General features: G+C 72.3%; 18 protein-coding genes. 8 read left to right on the plus strand and 10 right to left on the minus strand.

The features are described 5' to 3' along the window. Positions 1-93 precede the first annotated feature (93 nt). Complete coding sequence (locus ACFPA8_RS11560) at positions 94-1,626, minus strand: alpha-amylase family glycosyl hydrolase (RefSeq protein ID WP_386446440.1); 1,533 nt, start codon at positions 1,624-1,626, stop codon at positions 94-96. Between the two features lie 170 nt (positions 1,627-1,796). Between ACFPA8_RS11560 and ACFPA8_RS11565 the strand changes: the two genes are divergently transcribed. Continuing rightward, the gene (locus ACFPA8_RS11565) at positions 1,797-3,413 is read left to right on the plus strand and encodes a phosphodiester glycosidase family protein (RefSeq protein ID WP_386446443.1); all 1,617 of its coding nucleotides are present in this window, start codon (positions 1,797-1,799) and stop codon (positions 3,411-3,413) included. 42 nt (positions 3,414-3,455) lie between these two features. Here ACFPA8_RS11565 and ACFPA8_RS11570 read toward each other — a convergent pair whose 3' ends face one another. Further along, positions 3,456-4,091, minus strand: a complete 636-nt coding sequence (locus ACFPA8_RS11570; RefSeq protein ID WP_386446446.1) for a class I SAM-dependent methyltransferase — start codon at positions 4,089-4,091, stop codon at positions 3,456-3,458. A 443-nt stretch (positions 4,092-4,534) separates the two neighbouring features. Here ACFPA8_RS11570 and ACFPA8_RS27680 point away from each other — a divergent pair, with 443 nt between their 5' ends. The 3 genes from ACFPA8_RS27680 (at position 4,535) to ACFPA8_RS11580 (ending at position 7,519) form a co-directional block, all read left to right on the plus strand. Beyond that, positions 4,535-4,612, plus strand: a complete 78-nt coding sequence (locus ACFPA8_RS27680; protein ID WP_373292019.1) for a 50S ribosomal protein bL37 — start codon at positions 4,535-4,537, stop codon at positions 4,610-4,612. Positions 4,613-4,851: 239 nt separating this feature from the next. Then, positions 4,852-6,675 carry a glycoside hydrolase family 43 protein gene (locus ACFPA8_RS11575; protein ID WP_386446449.1) on the plus strand — a complete coding sequence of 608 codons (1,824 nt, stop codon included), beginning with the start codon at positions 4,852-4,854 and terminating at the stop codon, positions 6,673-6,675. Between the two features lie 184 nt (positions 6,676-6,859). Beyond that, positions 6,860-7,519 (plus strand): dienelactone hydrolase family protein, encoded by a 660-nt coding sequence (locus ACFPA8_RS11580; protein WP_386446452.1) that lies wholly within the window; start codon positions 6,860-6,862, stop codon positions 7,517-7,519. Between the two features lie 79 nt (positions 7,520-7,598). Here the strand turns inward: ACFPA8_RS11580 and ACFPA8_RS11585 are convergent, their stop codons facing one another. Together ACFPA8_RS11585 and ACFPA8_RS11590 are read right to left on the minus strand one after the other, a co-directional pair. After that, entirely contained in the window at positions 7,599-8,015 is a 417-nt protein-coding gene (locus ACFPA8_RS11585; protein WP_386446453.1) for an SRPBCC family protein, read from the minus strand. Continuing rightward, the gene (locus tag ACFPA8_RS11590; RefSeq protein WP_386446455.1) at positions 8,012-8,653 is read right to left on the minus strand and encodes a CGNR zinc finger domain-containing protein; all 642 of its coding nucleotides are present in this window, start codon (positions 8,651-8,653) and stop codon (positions 8,012-8,014) included. Before ACFPA8_RS11590 ends, ACFPA8_RS11585 begins: the two co-directional genes overlap by 4 nt. A gap of 80 nt (positions 8,654-8,733) precedes the next feature. Between ACFPA8_RS11590 and ACFPA8_RS11595 the strand changes: the two genes are divergently transcribed. From ACFPA8_RS11595 to ACFPA8_RS11605, 3 genes are all read left to right on the plus strand, one after another. After that, positions 8,734-9,183: a VOC family protein gene (locus tag ACFPA8_RS11595; RefSeq protein ID WP_386446458.1), complete on the plus strand. Its 450-nt coding sequence runs from the start codon at positions 8,734-8,736 to the stop codon at positions 9,181-9,183. Between the two features lie 122 nt (positions 9,184-9,305). Further along, positions 9,306-10,310 (plus strand): LacI family DNA-binding transcriptional regulator, encoded by a 1,005-nt coding sequence (locus tag ACFPA8_RS11600; protein WP_386446461.1) that lies wholly within the window; start codon positions 9,306-9,308, stop codon positions 10,308-10,310. Between the two features lie 130 nt (positions 10,311-10,440). Further along, the gene (locus ACFPA8_RS11605; protein WP_386446465.1) at positions 10,441-11,211 is read left to right on the plus strand and encodes an SDR family NAD(P)-dependent oxidoreductase; all 771 of its coding nucleotides are present in this window, start codon (positions 10,441-10,443) and stop codon (positions 11,209-11,211) included. A 132-nt stretch (positions 11,212-11,343) separates the two neighbouring features. Here ACFPA8_RS11605 and ACFPA8_RS11610 read toward each other — a convergent pair whose 3' ends face one another. Both ACFPA8_RS11610 and ACFPA8_RS11615 read right to left on the minus strand, forming a co-directional pair. After that, positions 11,344-11,775: a protein-tyrosine phosphatase family protein gene (locus tag ACFPA8_RS11610; RefSeq protein ID WP_386446467.1), complete on the minus strand. Its 432-nt coding sequence runs from the start codon at positions 11,773-11,775 to the stop codon at positions 11,344-11,346. A 92-nt stretch (positions 11,776-11,867) separates the two neighbouring features. Then, the gene (locus ACFPA8_RS11615; protein ID WP_386446470.1) at positions 11,868-12,818 is read right to left on the minus strand and encodes a glycoside hydrolase family protein; all 951 of its coding nucleotides are present in this window, start codon (positions 12,816-12,818) and stop codon (positions 11,868-11,870) included. A gap of 82 nt (positions 12,819-12,900) precedes the next feature. Here ACFPA8_RS11615 and ACFPA8_RS11620 point away from each other — a divergent pair, with 82 nt between their 5' ends. After that, positions 12,901-14,262, plus strand: coding sequence for a helix-turn-helix domain-containing protein (locus ACFPA8_RS11620; protein ID WP_386446473.1), 1,362 nt, complete (start codon positions 12,901-12,903; stop codon positions 14,260-14,262). 73 nt (positions 14,263-14,335) lie between these two features. On the opposite strand, the gene ACFPA8_RS11625 is transcribed toward ACFPA8_RS11620, so the two are convergent. The 4 genes from ACFPA8_RS11625 to ACFPA8_RS11640 all read right to left on the minus strand — a co-directional run bounded on the left by ACFPA8_RS11625 (position 14,336) and on the right by ACFPA8_RS11640 (position 17,454). Continuing rightward, the gene (locus ACFPA8_RS11625; RefSeq protein WP_386446475.1) at positions 14,336-14,779 is read right to left on the minus strand and encodes a DoxX family protein; all 444 of its coding nucleotides are present in this window, start codon (positions 14,777-14,779) and stop codon (positions 14,336-14,338) included. A 146-nt stretch (positions 14,780-14,925) separates the two neighbouring features. Continuing rightward, complete coding sequence (locus ACFPA8_RS11630; RefSeq protein ID WP_386446478.1) at positions 14,926-15,408, minus strand: DoxX family protein; 483 nt, start codon at positions 15,406-15,408, stop codon at positions 14,926-14,928. A gap of 414 nt (positions 15,409-15,822) precedes the next feature. Then, a complete protein-coding gene (locus tag ACFPA8_RS11635; protein ID WP_386446480.1) occupies positions 15,823-16,314 on the minus strand; it encodes a hypothetical protein in 492 nt (163 codons plus the stop codon). Between the two features lie 321 nt (positions 16,315-16,635). Beyond that, the gene (locus ACFPA8_RS11640) at positions 16,636-17,454 is read right to left on the minus strand and encodes an MmyB family transcriptional regulator (protein ID WP_386446482.1); all 819 of its coding nucleotides are present in this window, start codon (positions 17,452-17,454) and stop codon (positions 16,636-16,638) included. Positions 17,455-17,588: the final 134 nt, after the last annotated feature.

Consider the following 17,588-nt stretch of genomic DNA (forward strand, 5'->3'; position numbering starts at 1 on the left):
GGGAGGGGGAACGCCTCGCTCTCGGGGCTCGGCCGCCGCTACGGTGGCGGAGTCTGATCAAGCGGTGGTGACGGGGTCTGCTCCCGCTGTGCGTCAGCGGAGCCAGGCGGTGCCGGGCGAGGGCAGCCTGCCCGTCGCGTCCAACCGGCGGCTGCATGCGAGCAGTTCGCCGCCCCAGGCGTCCAGGGTCAGCGGCTCGCCACCCGAGTTCAGCACGCAGGTGACCTGACCGCGCCGGAAGGCGAGCACTCCGGCAGGGGCGGGCAGCCACTGCGGCCAGGGAGCGTCCCGGAGCTCCGGCCGGGCAGCCAGCGCCGAGCGGACCGTGTGCAACGCCGAGCGGGAGTCGTCGTGCTGGGCCTGCACGCTGCGCTCGCCCCATCCGGGCGGCTGCGGCAGCCACGTGCCCCGGCGCGTCCCCAGAGGTGAGAACCCGTGGTGGCCCTCCTTCTCGCGGGTCCAGGGCAGCGGCACGCGTGCGCCGTCCCTGCCGCGGTCCGTACCGCCGGAGCGCGCCCAGGAGGGGTCCCTCAAGTCGTCGTCGGCGAGCTCGACTTCGGGCAGGGCCAGCTCGTCACCGGCGTAGAGGTAAGTCGCGCCGGGCAGTGCGAGCAGGAGGAACAGCACCGCCAGTGCGCCTTCGCTCCCCCAGCGGGTCGCCGCCCGTACGACGTCGTGGTTGCCGTGCGGCCAGGCGGGACGCCGTCCCTGACGGGCCGCTGCGTCCAGGTAGGAACGTACTGCGCTGCCGAGCGCTTCGGCGTCGAGCGGGGTGAAGACCACGTCCATGGCGAACGCCTGCTGAAGCTCGCCGGGACGCTGATACGGCTCACCGAGCCAGGCGGGACCCCAGGTCTCGGCCACCCCGAAGCGGCCGGGACGCTCTGCCAGGATCCGGGCGAACCGGCGGTGGATGCGGTGCACTTCGGGGCGGTCGCTGTAGGGATGGCCGTCACCCGGCCGGCGCTCCCCCTCGGGCACCGGGGGGTAGCCGGGGGCTTTCGCGAGGGCTCCGGCGGCGTCGAAGCGCAGTCCGTCGAAGCCCCGGTCGAGCCAGAAGCGCACCGTTCTCTCGACGTCGGCGAGGACTTCGGGATGATCCCAGTTCAGGTCGGGCTGTTCGACGTCGAAGAGGTGCAGATACCAGTCGCCGTCGCCGAGCGGCTCCCACGCGGGGCCGCCGAACAGCGACTGCCACTGCGAGGGCGGCGCGCCGTCACGGCCGGGCGCGATGTGGTAGCGGGCGCGCATCGGATCCCCGGGGCCGCCCGACCGGGCCTGCCGGAACCAGGGATGGTGCACCGAGGTGTGGTTGGCGACGATGTCACCGACGACCCGAAGGCCGCGTGCGTGTGCCTGCCCGATCAGTTCGTCCACGTCGGCGAGGGTGCCCATCGCGGGATCCACCGCCCGGTGGTCGACGACGTCGTATCCGGCGTCGGCCTCGCCGCTGACGTAGAACGGGTTGAGCCACAGCGCGTCCACACCCAGCTCGGCCAGGTGGTCCAAGTGCCCTAGCAGGCCGCGCAGATCGCCCGTACCGTCGCCGTCCGCGTCCGCGAAACTGCGCAGATAGACCTGGTAGACGACGGCATCCCGCCACCACGGTGCTTCTTCGGCGCTCATGTGGTGGCTCCTGCGACGAGTGTGGGGACGCCCGGCGCCTCATCACAGCACACCGTCCCGCCGGAGAGCACCGTCGCCCGGCATGTGGTACGCGGGGCTGCCCGCGGACTTCGCAGCCAGTATCTTCTGCGCACCACAGCCGTTCCCCGACCTGTCCCGATGGAGAGCCCATGGCCGCCAGTCACCGGGTACGCCCCCGCCGCACCGTCCGCCCCTTCGGGATGCGCGTGACCGGCACGGCGGGCGCGCTGGCAGCCGTCAGCGTGGCTCTCCTCACGGCGCCGCCGGCTGGTGCGGTCGGCGGGGACGGGCTCGACGGGCGGACGCCCGGGGCGTTTTCGGGCTGGGACCACCAGCGGCTCGCGCCGGGTGCGGACCTGTACTCCACTCTCCTCGAGGAAGGCGGCACGGCGCGCTGGACGACGACCGTGAGCGTGGACGGCGCCCAACTCCTCAGCCGGAGCGAGGCGCAGGCGACGGCGGGAGAACTCCGGGCAGCCGGTTTCACCCCTCGCACGGAGCGCGTCGAATGGCCTCGTGGATCCGCCGACCGGCACGGAACCCTGGGTGTGCGGATACGGGTCGGGAGCTACGCATCGCAGGAGGAGGCCGACGCGCGGCGCGCCGACCTCGACGAGGCCGGCTTCGATGCTGCGACGGACTGGACGGGCGGGGACGGAGCGGGCCGTGGCGGGATGACGCGTGTGAAAGCCGCCGTGATCGACCCCCGCCGGTTCGGCGGTTCCCTCGGAAGCGACACCGGCGCGGCCGTCTCGGGCAGGGAGACGCTCACGTCGCTGTCCTCCCGTGCGGGTGCGCTGCTCGGCGTGAACGCCGGCTTCTTCGTGATGGAGGAGGAGGACGGTGTGCCCGGTGCCGCGGCCGGAGTGGCCGCGCACGACGGCCGGTTGCAGAGCGCCGCGACGAACGGCCGGGTCGCGGCGGTGCTGCGCGGTGACGGGCTGCGGCCCGAACTGCGGCATCTGCGCACGGAGTTGCGCGTACGCGCGGAGGGCGGCGGGGCTGACGGGCCCGCCAGGACGGTCGACGGCGTCAACCGGCGGCCGGGGCTGATCCGCAATTGCGGAGGAGTCGGCGGCGACCGTCCCACCGAACTGCCGCGGCACGACATCACCTGCACCGACGAGCACGAACTTGTCCTGTTCACCGGTGAGTTGGGTGCTTCCACCCCGTCGGGCGAGGGCGTCGAGGCCGTGCTGGACCGTACGGGCCGGGTGCTGGAACTGCGGTCGCGCGGCGGAAAGGTGCCCGCCGGCGGGAACGTACTCGCGGGCACGGGCGAGGGCGCCGGCTGGCTTCGCGCTCACGCCGTCCCCGGATCGGACCTGAAGTTGAAGAAGCGCGTCCTCGACGAGGACGGGCGGACAGTGCGCCTGGGTCCCGGGGACGACATCGTCAACGGCGGCCCGCGGCTCGTGCGCGACGGGAAGGTGGCCGTCGACTTCGGCGCCGACGGCATCGACCGGCCCGGAGACCCCACGGCCCCCTACGCGTGGGGCCTCAAGCGCAATCCGCGCACGGCTCTGGGCGTGGACGGCCGGGGACGGGTCGTTCTCGTCACCGCGGAGGGCAGGCAGCCCGGCTACAGCGACGGCCTGTCGGTCACGGAGACGGCGCGGCTGATGGCCTCGCTGGGTGCCGTGCAGGCGATGAACCTGGACGGCGGCGGCTCGACGGGCATGACCGTCGGCGGTGCTCTGATCACGCGTCCTTCGGACCCGGCCGGCGAACGGGCCATCGGAGATGCGCTGCTGCTGAGGCGCTGAGCGCGGACGGTACGTCCCGACTCCCGGCCCTCCTCGGCGGATTCACCCACCGGGGCGGGTTCGGCGCACGGCCCTGAAGACGTCGAGGTTCCGCAACCGGCGGCGTTCCACGCCGGTGAACAGGCTTGTCAGTGCGGACTCGATGCGCGCCAGCCGGTCCTCGGGCAGCCGCAGCTTGCGCGCGATCCGGCCGGGGGAGGTGCCGCCGTGCCATGCGATCACCACGGCGCCTCCGGGACGTACGACGCGGTGCAACTCCCGCAGTCCTGCCTCCAGATCGGGCCAGATCGCCACGGTGTTGACGGATACGACGTGGTCCACGGCCTCGCCGGGCAGGCCGGTGTCCTCCGCCGTCCCCGTCTCCAGGGTGACGCGGCCGGCGCGTACGGCTCCGCGGTTGTGGCGGGCGGCGGCGTCCCGCATCTCCGGCGAGGGGTCCACACCGTGGATGTGGCCCGCTCCGGTACGGGCCGCGAGCAGCCGTACCAGTGCCCCCGGCCCGTACCCGACCTCCAGTACCCGCTCCCCCGGCCGCACTCGGAGGACACCGAGGATGTCGCTCTGGGCATTGGTCCACAGCATGAAGCGCCCGGCCAGGCGCCCGAGGACGCCACCGGGGTGGGCGAACGGCGAGGTGACGGGCCCCGCCAGTGCCCATGAACGTCGGTTTGTCTCCATACCCACACACTGGACCCGGACGCGGTCCCGACGTCGAACGGGCGTCGTGACACGCAGCGGGGACCGGCCGGTTCCGCCCCTCCCCCGGTCCCGCGTCACCCGGCACCCATGAGGCGCCGCTGCCCGGGAAGGAATGCAACCCCGCCGGCCGGACGTTCGCGCAGGTCCCGTCAGCTCCGTCGGGTCGCACAGGCAGAGCCCGCAGGCGCAGTCCGGCCGCCTGCCGGCGCCGCACCGGGGTCAAGCACCGTACGACCCGCAGGACTTCCTCCACTTCCGGCAGGGCATCCAGGGCTGACCGGCCGCGGGGCCGGCCGTTTTGGAGATGACCGCCCGTGCATGGTGGGGTGCTGCTCACGAACGGTTGGTGCTCCGGCGGCGGGGCATACGCGCGTATGACCGCCGGGCCGGGCACCCGGGAAGCACCACAGAAAGGAGCCGGCATGTCATCGAAGCGGCGCCGCAAGAAGAAGGCACGTCGCAAGAACGCGGCCAACCACGGCAGGCGGCCCCAGTCCTGAGGACGGGCCCCGGCCCGGCGGCCTGAGAGCCCGGCCGTCCCCTGCAGCCGTCCACCGCTTCCGCAGCGGTGGACGGCTGCAGTTCTCTGCGCATGGGCCGACTGCCTCTGCACGAGGGCGGCCTGAGCAGCCTTCACGGTCTTTGTCACGGTGGCGAGCAGTCCCCGCCCCAGCTCTTTACAACGTTGTACTCCCGGCTATAGAACGAGCGTGCCGCTGTGAGAACCCTGGGAGGGCAAGTGACCGCACGGAGCTCCGGAGCACGGATCCGCCGCACACTCGCGGGGTCGGCTCTGCTGATTCCGCTGGCATTCGTGCCGCACACGTACGGTTCCGCCGCTTCCGCCGATGCGAGGGCGGATGGCGACGGAACGCGCGCACTCACCTACCGCAACCCCGTCTCCGGCAGCTTCGCCGACACCTTCGCCGACCCCGCAGTCGTACGCGGCAAGGACGGCTACTGGTACGCGTTCGGCACCACCGATCCGCTCCGCAGCGGCGAGGGCAAGCCGCATTCGCTGCCCGTGGCCCGCTCGCACGACCTGGTGAACTGGTCCTACGTCGGCGACGCCCTCGACGAGGACAACGCCCCCGAGTGGGCCGACGAGAAGAACGACGCCGCCTACTGGGCGCCGGACATCAGCTACCACGACGGCCGCTACTGGCTCTACTACGTCGTCACCCAGACCGACGCGACGGGCGAGAAGGACGACAGCGCGATCGGTGTCGCCACCGCGTCCAGCCCCGCCGGCCCCTGGAAGTCCCACGACGAGCCCGTCGTCGAACCCAGGCGCGGAACGGGGGAGAAGGACGACTTCCTGTGGACGTTCGACCCGGCGCACGTCGTCGACACGGACGGCCGGCGCTACCTCTACTACGGCTCGTACTACGGCGGCATCGAGGTCACCGAGCTGTCGGCGGACGGCCGGCGGACCGTGGGCAGACCCACGAAGGTCGCCACGGACAACAGGTTCGAGGGCGGCTACGTCGTGCGGCGTGACGGCTGGTGGTACCTCTTCGCCTCCTCCGGCGACTGCTGTGCGGGCCCGACGACCGGCTACTCGGTCTTCGTCGGGCGCTCCCGCTCCGTGCGCGGCCCCTTCACCGACCGCGAGGGCGTCGCGCTGACGGCATCCCGTACGGGCGGAAGCATCGCCCTCACCCCCAACGGCAACCGCTGGGTGGGCACGGGACACAACGCCGTCGTGAAGGACCTGGCCGGTCAGGACTGGATGGTCTACCACGCCATCGACCGCGCGAAGCCGTACCTCGACGAGCCGTACGGCATCAACCGCCGCCCCATGCTCATCGACCGCCTGGACTGGGTGGACGGCTGGCCGGTCGTCCGCGGCGGCAAGGGCGCGTCCGAAGGGCGGCAGTCCGCCCCGGTCACCGGACCACCCGGTGCCGCGGCGAGCACACTGCCGGGGCCGGAGGGGCACCGGCCGGACGTGCCCGGCCGGCTCGACGGCTCCCGCAGCGACGAGTTCGACGGTGAGCAGCCGCGTCCGGGCTGGCAGTGGGTGCGCGATCCCGCTGGACGGGTGGAGAAGGGACAGTACGTCTGGCCCACCCAGGACGCCGACCTGCACAAGAAGAACAACACCGCCTCCGTCATGCTGCGGGACACCCCGAAGGGGGACTTCACCGTCGAGACGAAGCTGGAAATCGACCTCGGCGAGGAGACCGAACGCAACTACCAGCAGGGCGGTCTGGTCGCCTACGTCGACGACGACAGGTACCTGCGCCTGTCACATGCGGCGATCTGGAACACCCGGCAGACCGAGTACGGCAAGGAGCAGCCCTACGAGGGCGACATCGCCTACGGCTCGACGTCCGTGGGCCCGCCCGCCGGGACCACGTGGCTGCGGCTGAGGCACACCACGGACCGCCGCAGCGGCGAGAGGCGCGTACAGGCGTTCACGAGCCGTGACGGCCACGAGTGGATCGCGGGCGGAACCTGGACGCTGCCCGGCGGGAGCAAGCTGCGTGCGGGGCTGGTCTCCATGGGCGGCAAGGGTGCGACCGCGGAATTCGACTACTTCCGCGTCTACCGGCACTGACGGCCTGACCGGCACCGAAGCCCGGGACGGCGTCTTCTCCTGCGGTTCCTCCGCCTCCCTGCGGCCTGCCTCCGTATCGCAGGTGCTGTCTCGGTGCCCGCTCGCACGCCGTTTCCGTGCATGAGATCCCGGAGGCACGGCTACCTGGGGAGCACGGAGAGCCAGCCGGAAGGGGAAAGCTCTGATGGTCTCGGAAACAGTGTCGGTCTCGGTGCCGGGCAACGTGGACCTCGCCGGTGACCTGGAGGTTCCCCCTTCGTCCCGCGGGGTGGTCCTCTTCGCGCACGGCAGCGGCAGCTCACGGCACAGCCCCCGCAACCGTGCGGTCGCCGAGGCGCTGCGCCGGAACGGATGGGGCACGCTGCTGATGGATCTGCTCACCGAGGACGAGGAGCGGTCCGACGCGCTGAGCGGGCAGTTCCGCTTCGACATCGAACTGCTGGGCGAGCGCACTGCCATCGCCGTCGACTGGCTCGCGAAGCACCCGTCGACCAGTGGACTGCCGGTGCATGTCTTCGGCGCCAGCACAGGCGCCGCCGCCGCGCTCGTGGCCGCCGCGGAGCGGCCGGACCGCGTCGTCTCCGTCGTCTCCCGCGGCGGGCGGCCGGACCTTGCCGGTGGTGCGGTCGGCCGGGTGCGGGTGCCCGTGCTGCTGCTGGTGGGTGGCCGGGACGAGCATGTGCTGGATCTGAACCGCAAGGCCGCGGAGGAGCTGCCCGAGACGCACCGCGTACAGGTCGTGCCCGGGGCGAGCCATCTGTTCGAGGAGCCTGGCGCTCTGGAGCAGGTCGCGGCGGCTGCGCGCGACTGGTTCCTCCAGTCGGCCGGCTCCGGCCCGGGGTGAGTCGGCTGCGCGCCGCGAGAAGAGCGGAGCGCCGGGCGCAAGAAGAGCGGAGGCAGGGCGCGAGAAGAGCGGAGCGCCGTCAACCGGCGGGCGTGAGTGCCTCCGTGACGCGGCTCATCACCGCTTTCCAGTGGCGGCGCCGGCGTTCCCGCTCCTCCGCGTCCGCGAGGCGTTCCTGATGGAACTGGAGCACTGTCTTGCTCGCCCGCGCCTGGAGTGTGAACTGGACCGTGCTCTCGCGGTCCGCTCCGGGCGGACGGTGCGTCAGCCGGACACGGACTCCCTCCTGATAGCCGCGCACCTCTCCCGTCGTGCCGTCGTCGAGGGTGTACGCGGCGCCGCGGCGGGGCTCGACACGGGCGCCCGCACCGAGCCAGACGGCCAGCCCCTCGGAGCTGGTGAGGAACTCCCACACCGCTCCGGGCGGCAGGTGCAGCGTCCTGGAGACGCCGATCTCGTAGCCGGCGTCCTTCGTCAGTCCCGTGGGTCGGGTCATGGCCCTGTCTCCTCTCTCGTCTCCCCTCTCGTCTCCTCTCTCTCGCTCTCGCGCCGGGCGCGCAGGGCCCGGACCTTGTGACGGTTTCCGCATCGCTCCATGGCGCACCAGCGGCGGCGCCCCGGGCGGGAGGTGTCCACGAAGACCAGAAAGCAGTCGCCTGCGCCGCATTCGCGCACACGGGAGGCGAACGGGCCCGTGAACAGCTCGACGGCGTCCCGGGCCACGGCGGACATGGCCTGACTTCCCGAGACGGGAGGCTGCCAGCCGCGGGCGCCGTCCTCCCCCAGCTGCGGGACGGGTGGGGGGTGGGCGGCGGCGCGGTTCAGCGCGGCCACGTCACGGGGCTCTCGCGCGCGTCCGTACACCCCTGCACGCGCCAGGTCCCAGAGAGCGTCACGGAGTCGGCGTGCGGCATCCAGTTCGGGGACGGTCACGCGGACGTCCTGAGGAGCCGGCCGGAGGCGTGACCGGACGAGCCACTCGGCCAGATCACCGGGGGTGTGCAGCACCTCGAAGCGCGCCAGGTCGCCCGGTCCGCCCGTGGTGAGGAGTTCAAGGCACAGCGCTCCCGGGTCGAAGACGTAACGGGTGCCTTCGGGCGAGTGCATGACCAGCCCTGTTGCCTCGGCATTCATGTAACCAGTATAAGTGGTTTCCGGGTGGGAACCACTGAGAGACCTGTAGCGCGAAGCTCTTCCCGGACCTGGAGGACCTGATGGCCGTGGACTGGAAACTCGTCGTCGACTGCTCGGACCCGCTGCAGCTCGCCAGGTTCTGGGCCCTCGCCCTGGGCTACGAGGTGGAGGACAACAGCGTGCTCATCGACCAGCTCCTCGCCTCCGGAGCCGTCGGCCGGAACGACTTCACCGTGGTCGACGGACGCAAGGCATGGCGCCTCCTGGCCGCCGTACGCCACCCCGACGACCCGGTCGACGAGGCCAGCGGCACGGGCCTGGGCAGACGCCTGCTCTTCCAGGCCGTCCCCGAGGCGAAGCAGGCCAAGAACCGTCTGCACATCGATCTGCACGTCGGCCCGGAGCAGCGCGATTCGGAGGTGCGCCGGCTCACGGAGATCGGCGCGAAGGTGCTGCACAAGGTCGAGGCGCAGGGCAGCAACCACGTCACCATGGCCGACCCGGAGGGCAACGAGTTCGACGTCCAGTGAGCCTCCGCGCGGCCTGCGGCGCAACTCCCGTGCCGTCCGCGCTCCGTCAGCGGGCCCGGCCCCCGTGCGTACCGGTCTACGATGTGGCCGGCCGGGGCCAAGTCGAGGAAAGCTGAGAGCAGTTGCCGAGCCGCGTCACCATCTACGACGTCGCCGCGGAAGCCGGCGTGAGCATCTCCACGGTCTCGCTGGCGCTGAACACTCCGGCACGCGTCAGCACCCGGACACGGCAGCGCGTCCTCGCCGCGGCCGACGCGCTCGGGTACACCCCCAAGACGGAGGCCGTCGCCAAGGCACGCAGGGGCGTGGGCCGCATCGGAGTGCTCGCGCCCTTCACCTCCTACCCCTCGGTGGCCCGGCGGCTGAACGGCGTGCTGCGCGAGGCGGCCGGGCTGCCGCTGGAAGTCGTCCTCTTCGACGAGGAGTCGGCGGTGCGGAGCGCCTCACCGCTGCTGGAGAGCCTGCCGCTGACCGGACAGCTGGACGGGATCCTCGTCGTGAGTCTCCCGCTGGAGGAGTCCGTCGCCGGGCGCCTGCGAGCGCTGGGACTGCCGGCCGTACTGGTCGACGTGCGCCATCCCGACTTCGACTCCGTCCACACGGACGACGCCACCGGCGGCCGCCTCGTGGCCGGGCACCTGGTCGGACGAGGGCACCGGCGCCTCGGCTTCGTCGGCGAGACGCAGCAGTCGGAGGACTACCTCTCGCCCGCCCGCAGGAGACTGAGCGGATACCGTGCGGCGCTGGCCGAAGCGGGATGCGGGCTCGCCGACACCCACGTGCGCTTCGTCGAGCCCAGTGTGGGGGCGTCCGCCGCGGCGGCGGGCGCCCTGCTCTCGGGTGAGCAGCGCCCGACGGCCGTCTTCGCCGCCGACGACACCCTCGCCGCGGGCGTGGTGAGGGCGGCGCACGAGCTCGGACTGGCGGTACCCGGAGACGTGGCCGTGGCCGGATTCGACGACAGCGACCTGGCCGAAGCCCTCGATCTGACGACGGTGCGCCAGCCTCTCGAGGAATCCGGCAGGGCCGCGATGGAGCTGCTGCACAAACGGATGACCGGCAAGGACGGGGCAGCGGTACGGGAGGTCACACTCCGGCTCGAACTGATCGAGCGCGGCTCCAGCTGAGGCCCGGTCCCGGGCGGCCGTGGACGAGCGCTGTCGAAGTGCTTCGACAAATGCAGTTGACACTGTCCGGCGGCGGGGACAAGGGTGGGTCGCGCCGTCAGCGACGCACGGAGGAAGGGAGAGCGGAGGCATGGGCGACGCCTACGTCGTGACAGGTGCAGGCCGCGGCATCGGGCGGGCACTCGCCGAGCGCCTGCTGGCCGGCTCCCACTCCGTGGTGGCGGTCGACGTCGATGCGGCGGCACTGGAGTGGGTCGAGTCGCACTCCTCCGACGGCAGGGCCCTCGCACTGGCAGGCAGCGCAGACGACGAAACAGTCACCGAGCGGGCCGCGGACCTCGCGCAGAGCGTGGGAACTCTGACGGGCTGGGTGAACAACGCCGCCGTCTTCCGCGACGCCTCGCTGCACACCGCCCCGGTCCCCACCGTCCTCGGCCTGATCGCGGGCAGCCTCGACCCGGCAGTCGTCGGATGCGCGACCGCTCTGCGCCGATTCCTCGCCGACGGCACAGCGGGCAGCATCGTCAACGTCACCTCGCACCAGGCCACGCGGGCCGTCCCCGGCTGCACTCCGTACGTCACCGCCAAGGCGGCCGTCGAGGGTCTCACCCGGGCCCTGGCCGTCGAGTACGGGCCGTACGGAATACGCGTGAACGCCGTCGCGCCCGGTTCCGTCGCCACGGAGCGCTACACCGGTCTTCTCGCCGCCTGCGAACCCGAAGTGGCCGCGCGCATCGAGGAGGAGATGCGCGCGCTGCACCCCCTGGGACGGGTGGGGCGGCCCGAGGAGACGGCGGCAGCCATCGCGCACCTGCTCTCGCCGGATGCCGGATTCATCACCGGTGCGACGGTGCCCGTCGACGGCGGGCGCACCGTGCTCGGCCGCGACCCGGACTGGTGAACCGGACTGGAACCGGACTGGTGAAGGGGCCACGGAAAGGTGCCCGAACGGGACGGCCGGTGCGCCGGGTGCGCCCCTGCACCGCTGCCCCTCCTCACCCCTCCTCTCCGTGCCCCTTCCCCTCCCTTCCGGTCAGTCGGCGAAGCGCAGCACCCACCGGCGCTGCCAGGGGGTCTCCACCGCCCGCGGGTCGTAGTGCCGGCGCACGAAGGCGACCGCTTCGGCGGGCGGCACGCCGTCCAGGACGGCGAGGGCGGCCAGCGCCGTACCCGTACGGCCGCGGCCCCCACCGCAGGCGACCTCGACCCGCTCCGACTCCGCCCGCGACCAGGCCTCGCTGAGCAGGGCACGGGCCTGGGTGAGGGAACTGGGCACGCGGAAGTCGGGCCAGCGCAACCACCGGGAATCCCAGGGGACTTCGGGCGGCTGCTTGCCGAGCAGGAACACGGAGAAGGCCGGCTGCGGGCCGGGCGGCAGCGGCTTGCGCAGCCCCCGCCCGCGCACGGCGCGTCCGGAGGGCAGCCGGAGTACGCCGGCGGCGCCCGGCTCCCAGGTCTCGGTCATCCGCGCAGCCTATCGGGGGCTGCCGCGCCCCTCCACGGCTGTCACGTCCCGACGCCGCCCCTGGCCGCACCATGCTGCCGGCACAGGCCCGGTCACCCGTCCGGGAGGATCAACTCGGTACGCAGTTCATGGCTTTCGTCCGGCAGCCTGGCCTCGTAGAAGATGCGGTGTCCGCGCCTGCCGGGCAGCGGCAGGACGTCGAGGTAGCGGACGTCGGCGACCGGTTCCTGCCCCGTCGCGCTGAACTTCACGGCACCGTCCGTCACTTCGCGGGCGGCGAGACCGGTGCGCTCGAACCAGTTCTCCTCGGCGCTGGCCCGTCCGTCGTAGGCGGCACGCCCGTCGGGCAGCACGGACGTCAGGCGGGCGCCGCGGGCGTCCCATGCTCCGCTGCGCCCTTGGAGCACCGGGCCGCGCCACTGCCAGTGCAGCCCGTCCCCGCTGGTCGCGTACGCGGTGAACATCCGGTCCTCCTCCCCGGGCCGGTCCAGGGGATGGCAGCACAGCCACGCCTCCCAGCGCCCGTCCCGCCACCGGATCACGGGGTCCTTGACGGCGGTGTCGCGGTCGCCGCGGAAGACGGGCCGCAGAGGCGCACCGGGCAGGTCTTCGGCAGTGCCGGCCTCCAGCACGCCGATCCACCAGTGCTTCGTGCCCGGCGTGGCACAGCTGACGTACAGGCGCAGGGTGCCGGCCGGTGTCCGCACGAGGGCAGGGCGCTCGACCATCATGGCGCCGAGCCGGCTGCTTTCCAGGACCGCGAGAGTGGTGAAGGTGCGACCGTCCCCGGAGCGGGCGACGACGTTGTAGTCCTCCTCGTCCCGTACGCGGTACGCGAGGAGAAGGGACCCGTCCGTGTCGTACAGGGCACTGGGCGCACCGGCCCAGCGTTGTGGCCCTCTGCCGGGTGCCGGGACGGCCACGGTGGCCGGAGCCGTGCCGGGCAGGGGGAGACCGCCGGGCGCGGCCGGGCGGGAGCTGCCGGGACGGCCAGCCGCGTCGGAGAGGCCGGACTGTCCGGCCGGGGCTGTGAAGGTGTCCATGCCCGGAATCCTGCTGAGCTCCGGGAAAGAGCGACAGTGGCAGGACTGCCACTACCCCGGAACTTCCTGCCATGATGGACGGATGCTCCGCAACGTCGTCGCGCTGGTGGGCGAGCAGGCCGCCGCCTTCGAACTGGGCGTGGTCGCCCAGGTCTTCGGGCTGGACCGGTCCGACGACGGCTTTCCCGTCCACGATTTCGCCGTGTGCTCCGCGAAGCCCGGCCCGGTCAGGACGACCTCGGGATTCACCCTGTACGCCGAGCACGGCCCGCAGCGCGTGGCGAGCGCCGATCTCGTGACCGTGCCCGCCTGGCCGCAGCTGGACGCGGATCCGCCCGGCCCGCTGGTGGAGGCGCTGCACGAGGCCGTCGCCCGGGGCGCCCGTGTCCTGTCCGTCTGCACCGGGGCCTTCCTGCTGGCGGCGGCCGGTCTCCTGGACGGACGGCGGGCGGCCACGCACTGGCAGTTCGCCGACCGTCTCGCCCGCTGCCATCCCCGTGTCCTCGTGGACCGGGATGTGCTCTACGTCGAGGACGGTCCTGTCCTGACCAGTGCAGGAGCAGCCGCCGGCATCGACGCCTGCCTCCACCTCGTCCGTCTCGAGCACGGCGCGGCCACCGCCAACGCACTGGCCCGCCGCATGGTCGTACCGGCGCACCGCTCGGGCGGACAGGCACAGTTCATCGAGATGCCCGTGCCGGCGGCGCGCGCCGAGTACGGCCTCACCGGTCTGCTCGACTGGATGCAGGAGCACCTCGACGAGCCGCTGACGGTGGAGGTCCTGGCTGCTCGCGCTGCCATGTCGCCGCGCACCTTCGCACGGCACTTCAAGGCCGCGACAGGCACGACACCGCACCGATGGCTCCTGGACCAGCGGCTTCAGCTGGCCGAGGAGCTGCTGGAGAGCACCGCCCTGCCCGTGGAGGCCGTCGCGGCGCGGGCCGGGTTCGGCAGCGGCGACACCCTGCGGCACCACTTCGCCGCCCGCCGGGGAGTCGGCCCGGCGGCTCACCGGCGTACGTTCCACAACGAAGAGCCGGCCACGGGCCGGGCACCGCAACCCCACCGGAAGGACCGCCGGAGCATGGAGATCTGGATCAACCCCGCCTGTTCCAAGTGCAGTTCAGCGATCTCACTGCTGGACGCCGAAGGCGCTTCCTACACGGTCAGGCGCTACCTGGAGCAGCCGCCGACCGTGCAGGAGCTCGAAGGAGTCCTGGCCCGGCTGTCGTTGGAACCGTGGGACATCACCCGTACCGGGGAAGCGATCGCCTCCGAACTGGGCGTCGAGGGCTGGCCCCGCGAGGAACACCACCGCGGACGCTGGCTCGAAGCCCTCGCCGCGCACCCGGAGTTGATCCAGCGGCCGATCATCACCGCCGACGACGGGGGTGCGGTGGTCGGCCGTACCCCCGAGGCGGTGAAGTCCGTGCTCGGGCGCTGATTCCCGCGGGGAGGGCCGGCGAGGGCCTCCCCGCGATCTGCCGGCGAGGACTCGCGAGCGTGTGGCGCGGGCGTCAGGCGGTGCCGCGAAGCCGGGCGGCCAGCGCGGTCACGGTTCCCCGCCGCGCCCACGCGACGACGCCGAGGACGATCATGAGCAGCACGGGCGTATAGGCGTTGCGGCCCTCGAAGAGGGTGACCTGGGTGATGAAGGCCCCGACCATCAGGGCGATCAGGGCCAGCGCGGAGAGCCCCGACAGCCAGGGGGTCGCGAGTGCGATCCCGCCTGCGAGTTCCAGGACGCCTATCGCGTACATGAACCACATGCCGAAGCCGATCTCCTCGAAGCCTTCGACGGCGGAGGAGTGCGCGATGAGCTTGGGGAGGGCGCTGGCGAAAACGAAGAAGAGCGCGAGCAGCGCCTGGAGGGCGCGCAGCGACAGTTCCTTGCCGCGGGCCGCCCGTTCGGCGGGGACGGCGCCCCGGGGTCCGGACGGTGTACCGGCTGTCTGATTCATGGTGGATCTCCTCTCCGGGCGGCGGTACGGACGTACGCGCCCGGAGAGGAGACCCGGCAGCCGCCGATTACTCATCGGGGCCGAGGCGGAGCCTTCTCCTCAGGTCGTGCATGCCGGACGCGAACCCGGCTCGCGCGGAAGGCGGTTCAGTAGCGGGCCGCGCCCTGGCGGCCACCGCCGCGCAGGCGGTTGAGGAGCTGCGTGATGGTTCCCCAGCGTCCTACGACGATGACGAGCAGCGGGACGAGCATCATCGCGGGGGTGGACATGCCCTTGCCGTCCATGAGCGTCAGGTGCGTGATGCAGGCGCCCGTCATGACGCCCATCAGACCCAGCGCCCCCAGTCCCGAGAACCACGGCGTGAGCAGGGCGATGGCGCCGAGCAGTTCGAGGGTGCCGGTGAGGTACATGAACCACAGCCCGATGCCGATCTTCTCGAACGTGTCCTGGGCACCGGACTCCGCGGTCAGCGCCGGGATCGCACCGACAGTCACGAAGAAGTAGGCGAGGTACAGCTGCACCGCCCACAGGGCCACCTCGAGGGCGAGCCGGGCGGGGCTCTTCCGGCGTGAACGCCTGGCTGAGGGGTTGGCGTGAGAGGTCGGCGGCATGCCGCTCGCGTGCGCCATGATGGTCTCCTTCTGCAGACGGTGCGCAAGCACTTGTTCGGGACGGGCCCGGCCGCCGGCTCTGCCGCCGGAGACCCGCGGCGGACTCCCCCGCCACAAAGGCAGCGAGGACGGCGACGCCCTGCGAACACATGTGCCGTGGGTTCCACCATGTGCGTATCACGTGCGCAGCGCGTACCGCAGACAGTTGCGCATCCTGTTCAACGAACACGGTGTGAGCGGTGCCGTCCGTGACCGGCTCGTTCCCCATGGCGCGGCGCCGTCGGCGGGCTTGCGGCGGGCCGCAGCCGCATCCCGGGCTGACGACTCCCGAGGGAGCCGGCACAGGAGCGGCGCAGGGAGGATGCCGGGCGGCGAAGTCTGGCCCTCTCCGGTACCGGGCCGCGCCCGTGGATCCCGGTCTCCGGTGGCCGCTCAGCGTTTCGGAGGGAGCGCGGCAGCCAGCCGGGGATGTTCCTCGCTCCGGCTGCGCAGCGTCCCCGTGGCGACACCGACGCTACGTGCCGCTTCGGTGATGGTGGCGCCCGTCTCCAGCAAGTCGGCCGCCCTGTCCAGCAGTTCGTCCCCGATCTGGCGCCGGGGGCGGCAGGCGCGCTCTGCGACCGCGGTCAGAAGCAGTTCCTCCTGCGCCGCGTACGCCGGGTCGGCCAGCCACTCGACGGATTCCAGTTCGTCCAGTGCGACGGACCAGGCCGCGAGTGATCTGTCGCCGTCGGTTTCCTTCAGTGCCGTCAGGAAGTCACGGCGCCTGGCCCGGAGTTGCTCCTCGGCGGGCTTCCCCGCGAGGGCCGCCTGCACCTCGCTGTCGCGGAGGGCGGCCGCGGCGAGGCGCTCCACCGGCATCTCGAGCGCACCGGCCGAAGACTCCAGGGTGCCCCCGGCCCGCAGGGCCGCCAGCACCGCCAAGCGGTCCTGCGGGCTCAGGCGGGTCGCACGCTCCTGCTCCGCGCGGCGCGCGGCACGGCACCGGGGGCAGCGACCGCCTCGATGCCATCCTCCCGGCTCGCCGGGGCGCTGACCCTTCGGCTCACCGCAGCTCGCTCCGGCCGCTTTGCATCGCGTACGCGCGCTCACCGGGGCTCCGCTGCACCGCGGTCCGGGCCGGTCAGGGCCGCGAACCTCCCCCTTCGCCTCATGGCGGACATGCTACCCATCGTTGCTTTAGCCAAGCGCTCACTTTGCCCCCGGCGACGCGGCGCCGACCGTGACGGCCACCGGCCGGGGCTGTCAGGGACGGTCCGGCTCGAACTCCACGACCATGAGCCGGGCACCGGGATTGACGAGCGGCTCGGCCGCGCCGAGCCGGGCCCGTCCCGGCCCCAGCGCGGCGTGCCTCAACGGACGGTCGTCGCTGTCGGGCCGGGTGAAGGCCGCGATGATCTTGCGCCGGACACGTGCGGCGCGCGGGTCGTTGTGGACGTCGCGCTCCAGCTTCTGCAGTGTCCGGTCTGCCGGGTGCGCGTGCCGGGCGGCCACGAGCTGCGGGATGATCACCGGAGCCCACGAGTTCTCCCAGTCGAGAAGTACCTCGTCACGCGCCACGTCGTCCAGCAGCATCCACCGCATGACGTTCGACGGGGGCCTGCCGTCCGGGAACATCTCCGCGAAGGCGGAGTTGAACTCCAGCAGATCCCAGGAGACGTTGCTTATGTAGGCCATCGTCGTCATCTCGTGGACGACGCGGCGCCACACGGGCGCGACGTCCAGGCCCGCTTCGGGGTCCAGCGCGTAGGGAGGGTTGTGGCCGTACGTGTGCCGCCACAGGGACTCCCATTCCTGCGGGCCCAGCTTCAGATACCGTGCCAGCCGGTCGAGATAGTCGGTCGAGGGGTTGGTCTTGGCGCCCCGTTCGAAGCTGCCGTACGTTCCCGTCCGGCTGTGCAGCAGCACATCCATCTGCGGTTGGGTCAGCCCCGGGACCTGCCGCCCGCGGCGATCGCTCGGCCGTTCCAGCCCGTGTTCGGCCGGATCGACCCTCGCTCGTGCCTCCCGGAGGAAGTTCTGCAGGTCGCGCTGGCGCGGCAGCGGGCCGTCGGGCCGGGGCATGGGGGCTCTCCTCAAGCCGTGGCGGGCGGTTTTTTTAAGCACCCCGTTCTTACACGTAAAAGGTCGCGCCTGGAAAGGTGCCACCTGCACACGGCATGATCGGGGGGCACCACGCTGCCGTCGGGGGACAGCGT

Source organism: Streptomyces ovatisporus (genome assembly GCF_042653885.1).
In the GTDB taxonomy this organism is placed as follows: domain Bacteria; phylum Actinomycetota; class Actinomycetes; order Streptomycetales; family Streptomycetaceae; genus Streptomyces; species Streptomyces ovatisporus.